4 protein-coding genes and 1 pseudogene are annotated in these 6,030 nt (G+C 63.1%); 1 reads left to right on the forward strand and 4 read right to left on the reverse strand.

Annotation, left to right across the window (positions count from 1 at the left end; genetic code table 11):
• Window positions 1-2: 2 nt before the first annotated feature.
• From FSO04_RS16325 to earP, 4 genes and pseudogenes are all read right to left on the reverse strand, one after another.
• Window positions 3-1,385, reverse strand: a complete 1,383-nt coding sequence (locus FSO04_RS16325; RefSeq protein WP_154560660.1) for a sigma-54-dependent transcriptional regulator — start codon at window positions 1,383-1,385, stop codon at window positions 3-5.
• A 102-nt stretch (window positions 1,386-1,487) separates the two neighbouring features.
• Window positions 1,488-1,664: pseudogene (locus tag FSO04_RS16330) on the reverse strand (CsbD family protein); the annotation flags it as partial.
• 275 nt (window positions 1,665-1,939) lie between these two features.
• Window positions 1,940-2,497 (reverse strand): elongation factor P, encoded by a 558-nt coding sequence (gene efp, locus FSO04_RS16335; RefSeq protein WP_054036233.1) that lies wholly within the window; start codon window positions 2,495-2,497, stop codon window positions 1,940-1,942.
• Window positions 2,498-2,762: 265 nt separating this feature from the next.
• Window positions 2,763-3,965, reverse strand: a complete 1,203-nt coding sequence (earP, locus tag FSO04_RS16340; protein WP_154560662.1) for an elongation factor P maturation arginine rhamnosyltransferase EarP — start codon at window positions 3,963-3,965, stop codon at window positions 2,763-2,765.
• A 257-nt stretch (window positions 3,966-4,222) separates the two neighbouring features.
• Here earP and uvrC point away from each other — a divergent pair.
• On the forward strand, window positions 4,223-6,030 hold a 1,808-nt coding region (uvrC, locus tag FSO04_RS16345; protein ID WP_154560663.1), incomplete at its 3' end, for an excinuclease ABC subunit UvrC.

Consider the following 6,030-nt stretch of genomic DNA (forward strand, 5'->3'; position numbering starts at 1 on the left):
AGTCAGTTCAAGCGCATCCGCTGCAGCTTGTTGTATAGCGTCTTCGGACTGATCCCCAGCAGCGATGCGGCGCGATGGCGCGTGCCGCCGACCGCGTCGAGCGTTGCGCGAATCAGCATTTCCTCGACGTCCGCGAGGGGGGTGCCGACAGTGACCTGCACGCGGCTACCGTTCAGATCGCGCCCGTTTACCGAACCCGCTTCATCGGCGCGCAACGTTTCCAGGACGTCGCCCGATGCGTGATACGCGCGGCGCACGCGATCCTGCAACTCACGCACATTACCTGGCCACTCGTACGAGAGGCACTCGCGCAGGAAGTTCGGTCCGACCTGCTTGGCCGTTTCCGAGGTGCCGCGCGCGATCGCTTCGTGATTTAACTCGTCGACGACAGCTTGCGCGATCAGCGTTGGATCGTCACCGCGCTCGCGCAACGGCGGCAGTGATATCGCGGCCGCTTCGAGACGCAGCGCGAGATCTTCGTGCAGGCTGCCGTCTGCGACCGCCGCGCGCGGGTTTTTGCGCGTCGAGGCGATCAGCCGGAAGTCGGTCGTCACCTGATTCGTGCCACCGACACGCATGAAGGTCTGCGAATCGAGTGCGCGCAGCAGCGCTTCCTGCTGGGCGCGCGGCAGTTCGGCGATTTCGTCGATGAACAGCGTGCCGCCACTGGCCTGCTCGAACAGGCCCGGCTCGCGCTGCTCGGCACCGCTGAACGCACCGCGCTCGTGGCCGAACAGCAGGCTCTCGAGCGAGCGGTGCGCCGCGACGCTGCCCGCCGTCCGGCAGTCGAATGTGATGAACGGTCCTTTGCGGCGCCGGCTCATGTCGTGCAGCGTGCGTGCGGCAATCTGCTTGCCCGTGCCGGCTTCACCGGAAATCAGCACGGCGGCTTCGGTCGGCGCGATATGTTCGATCGTGTCGTAGACATGCTGGATTGCACCGCTGCGGCCGAGTAACGAGCCGAAACGACCGAGCCGGCGCAACGACGCGCGCAACGTCTGAACTTCTTCGGTCAGCTCGTACGGACGCGGAATCCTGGCTAGCAGGCTGCGCAGACGCGGGATATTGACCGGTTTGAGCAGATAGTCCCAGATGCCGTGCCGCAGACCCTCGATCGCGCTCTCGACAGTCGCGTTGCCGGTCATCACGATCACGGGCAGGGCGCCGCCGGGTGGATGCGCGGGCAGGTGCTGCAACACGTCGAGCCCGCTGCCGTCCGGCAGATTCAGGTCGACCAGCACGACATCGGGGATGAAGCGCGTCAGTGCCGCCCGGGCCTCGGCGATGGTGGTCGCGGTGTCGACGGAGAAGCCGTCGGCGGCGAGGATGGCGGACAGGCCTGACAGGCTATTGGGATCGTCTTCAACAATCAGGGCGTGTGGCATGGCGAGCGCTATTTTTTAGATGGACGGAATACCCGATACGCCGCGCCGGTACTCTGGCGCGCGACACGGGCGCGATGGCTGGCCGGTACTGCCGGTCGAATGCCGTACCTCAAGCTCCGCCTGCTGGCGGGTCTTGGCGTAGCGTTGCTGGATCAGCCCGGTCAGTTTGTCGACGCGGCCTTCTGCCTTGGTCAGTTCGTCGTCCGTCAATTCACCCCATGCTGTTTTGGCCTTACCGACCATTTGCTTCCACTTGCCTTCAGCGATGTCGTGATTCATGTCGCATCTCCGGAGTTGAGGAAATCAAGCCTAACCAGCCTGTATCGGAGAGAAGCATGGACTGTGCCACGGCCAATTACTTAAGCTTATCAATGGTTTGTTTGACGCAAGGCAGGAAGAGAAGAGCAACGGACAGGCATTTTTGAGAAAGGGCCGGTAAAGATTTCCACAACCATACACGGCGGCGCAAAAAAGAAAAAGCGCCCAAAGCGGGCGCTTTTTTTGCCAATTATTTTTCGCCGCGCCGGACTTGCTCCAGCGCGGGCTGCAGGCGCTTAGGCGCGGCTGCGGTACTCGTGCGTACGCGTGTCGATTTCGATCTTGTCGCCGATGTTGCAGAAGAGCGGCACTTGCAGTTCAAAACCGGTGGTCAGCTTGGCGTTTTTCAGCACCTTGCCCGACGACGTATCGCCCTTGACTGCCGGTTCCGTGTAGATGATTTCACGGACCAGCGTGGTCGGCAGTTCGACCGAAATGGCTTTCTCGTTGTAGAACACGACTTCGCAAGCCATGCCGTCTTCGAGGTAATGGAGGGCGTCGCCCATCATTTCGCCTTCGACTTCGAACTGGTTGTAGTCGGCGTCCATGAACACGTACATCGGGTCAGCGAAGTACGAGTACGTGACTTCCTTGCGCTCCAGCACGACGACGTCGAACTTGTCGTCTGCCTTGTACACGCTTTCCATGCCTGCGCCGGTCAGCAGATTCTTGAACTTCATCTTCACGACGGCGGAGTTACGGCCCGACTTGTTGTATTCGGCCTTCTGCACGACCATCGCGTCGCTGCCGATCATTACGACGTTGCCGGTGCGGAGTTCCTGTGCGGTCTTCATAAAACTGTCCTGTACGAAATTAGTAGCTTCAACTTTTGCTCAACGGCATACGGCGCAAGCGGATTGGCCTGCCGGGTTTGCCTTGCGAATTGGTCTGGCCCGTGGGTCTAGCCCCTGAGTCTGCCCTCTGAGTCTGGCCCCGTTATCCGGGCGAATTTGCCAGACGAATTTGCAAGACGAGTCTGCCAGATGAATTGGTCAAACGAGTTTGCCAAACCTCGCCACGGTCGGGCCGCGCTTGCGTCGTCGGCCGTTGGATAACCGCTTATTTTAGCTGACTTTTTGCGAACAAGGCCAGATTTCCGGCGAGGTCGCCTACCTGGGCCAGTTCGCCGGCCCATTCGGCCGCGCGCTGCTTGAGCGCCGCGCGGTGGCGCTGGAATTCCGCCCAGTCCGGCCGGCCCGCGCCGTTCCATGCGTGCCAGAAGCGTGCGAGGGCGTCCCGCGCGTCGGCGGGCAGGGTGCGGGCGTAGTGGGCGAGCGCGGCATCGAGCTTTGGCAGATGGGCGTCGTCGGCCTGGGGGTAGATGTGCCAGACGAAGGGTTTGGCGGCCCATTGGGCGCGCACGAACGAATCTTCGCCGCGCACGAAATTGACGTCGCTGGCCCACAGCAGCGTGTCGTAACCCGGTTGCTCGGTGAAAGCGAGCGCGTGAACGCTGAGGCCGCCGCGCTCGGCGTGTGAACCGGCAGCGAACGCCGGCAGCCCGAAAAAGCGCGCGACCGCGCCCGAAATACGGCCTTCCGGTACCAGCAGCACGACCGGTTCAACGCTGTCGCGCCATTGTTCGAGCAGGCTGTCGACGGCGGGGTTTTCGTAGGCGAACAGCGAGACGACCGTGGCCGTGGCCGGTGGCGGCGCACGGCCGGTGGTCTTTAGCCACCACGCTGCGCGCTCCGGTTGCGAGGCCTCGAAGGCCGCGCGTGCGGCGTCTAGAGGCCGTTCCTTCAGTACGCCGCCGGTGCCGGGACCGAGTCCCGGGAAAAAGAAGGTCTTGGTCAGCGGGTAGCGCGGATGCGGCGACGGCCGCAGATGGAAATCCGCGACCCAGTCCTCGGCGCTCAGATATTCGAGGTTGAACCAGACCGGCGCGCGCTCGCGCCGCGCCATTGCAGCGACGTAGATCGGCGGCAACTCGCAGGCGAATGCTTCGATCACGACGTCAGCCACTTCGAGCGTATCGCCCGCGTGGGCCGGCTCGTGCCAGTGCTCGACGATGATGCTACCGACTGCCTGGCGCGCGCGATCCAGCGCCAGCGACGGGCACAGTTTCTGGAACGCATGCAGATCGTCGACGAACACACGCACCTGCCAGCCGCGCTCGCTTGCCAACTGGCGCGCGAGACGCCAGCACACGCCGATGTCGCCGAAATTGTCGATCACCGCGCAGAAGATGTCGCAGGCAATCCCTGTGGGCGCGGCCGCGGATTGTTCGGAAACGGGCCTAACGGAGGAAGCGGAGGACATGGTGGCGTGGTCGCAGAGTGGAACAGGTGGCGTGGTCGGGTTCTGCAGGGTCTTGCTGGCGGGTGCCGCAATCGGCTTCGGTCGCCGCCTTCTACCGGTGCATCACGCCATTCGATGCAGCAGGGTTCGAACGCACGCGGAATGCTCTAAACTGGCGATTCTAAAGCACTCGCCCGCGGTTCCGCGCCTCAGTGAACATTCAGCGCGCAGCGCGTGAGCAGAGGCTTCGCGACACTGTCCCAGCCAACCGATTCTGCATGACCGAACCTGAAGCAACCGACCTTTTTGAGCCGAAAAAAGTGCTCGCCCAATTGCCGCATCTGCCCGGCGTCTATCGCTATTATGATACGCAGGGCACGGTGCTTTACGTGGGCAAGGCGCGCGATCTCAAGAAGCGCGTCTCGAGCTACTTCACGAAGACGCAACTGTCGCCGCGCATCGCGATGATGGTGACGCGCATTGCGCGCATCGAGACGACCGTCACGCGCTCCGAGGCCGAAGCGCTGCTGCTCGAAAACAACCTGATCAAGGCGCTGGCGCCGCGTTACAACATCCTGTTTCGCGACGACAAGTCGTATCCCTATCTCAAGCTGACCGGTCACAAGTTTCCGCGCATGGCGTACTACCGCGGCTCGGTGGATCGCAAGAACCAGTACTTCGGGCCGTTCCCGAGTGCGTGGGCGGTGCGCGAAAGCATCCAGATCCTGCAACGCGTCTTCCAGTTGCGTACGTGTGAGGATTCCGTGTTCAACAACCGCACACGGCCGTGTCTGCTGCATCAGATCGGCCGTTGCACGGCCCCGTGCGTCGCGGCGATTAGCGAAGAAGATTACGCGCGCGATGTCGCCAACGCGTCGCGCTTTCTGCTCGGCCGCCAGGGCGAAGTGATGAAGGAGCTCGAGCAGAAAATGCACGCGTTCGCGAGCGAACTGAAGTTCGAGCAGGCCGCGGCGGTGCGCAATCAGATGAGCTCGCTGTCGACGGTGCTGCATCAGCAGGCGATCGAAGTCGGCGGCGATAGCGATGTGGATATTCTCGCGGTGGTTGCCCTCGGCGGGCGCGTGTGCGTGAATCTCGCGATGGTGCGCGGCGGACGTCATCTGGGCGACAAGGCGTATTTTCCGTCGCACGTGGAAAGTGCGTTGACGGTCGGCGAGGGCGGGCTTGAACAAGGCGGCGACGATGAACTGCTGGTCGATGTCGCGAGCGGTGCGGGTCTGGTGTCTGACGAGGCTGCAAACAGCGTGAGCGCATCGTCCGATGCAACCGACGCGCTCGCAATCGCCGGGGAGATGCCGTCCGAAGAGGATGATGACGAGGCAGATGCTGCTGTCGAGGCCGAAGATGAAGAGGGTGATGCGGTCGAGTCCGAAGTCGAGCCTTCGGCGCCACGCAAAGGCCGTGCAACCGTCGGCGGCATCGAATCTGAAGTGCTGGAGGCGTTCATCGCGCAGCACTACATCGGCAATCGCGTCCCGCCGGTGCTCGTGGTCAGCCATGCGCCGTCCACACGCGAGCTGGTCGACGTGCTGATCGAGCAGGCCGGCCATAAAGTGACGGTGCTGCGCCAGCCGCAAGGTCAACGGCGCGCATGGCTCGCGATGGCCGAGCAGAACGCGCGGCTCGCGCTCGCACGCCTGCTCTCGGAACAAGGCTCGCAGCAGGCCCGTACGCGCGCGCTCACGGACACGCTCGGCATGGAGTACGACGATCTCGCGCATCTGCGTATCGAGTGCTTCGACATCAGCCACACAATGGGCGAGGCGACGCAGGCATCGTGCGTGGTGTATCACCATCACAAGATGCAGTCGTCCGAATACCGGCGCTACAACATCACCGGCATTACGCCCGGTGACGACTACGCGGCGATGCGCCAGGTGCTGACGCGCCGCTACGAGAAGATGGTTGCGCAGGCGGCTGCGAACGCCGCGGACGAAGCCGCCGAATTGCAAAGCGACGCAGCCGCGGATCCGTTACTCGCAGCGGATGCCGCGGAACCGGCTGCGGCCGGCGGCATCCTGCCGACTATCGTGTTGATCGACGGTGGCAAGGGTCAGGTTGAAAT

It is taken from the genome of Paraburkholderia madseniana (assembly GCF_009690905.1).
Lineage (GTDB): Bacteria > Pseudomonadota > Gammaproteobacteria > Burkholderiales > Burkholderiaceae > Paraburkholderia > Paraburkholderia madseniana.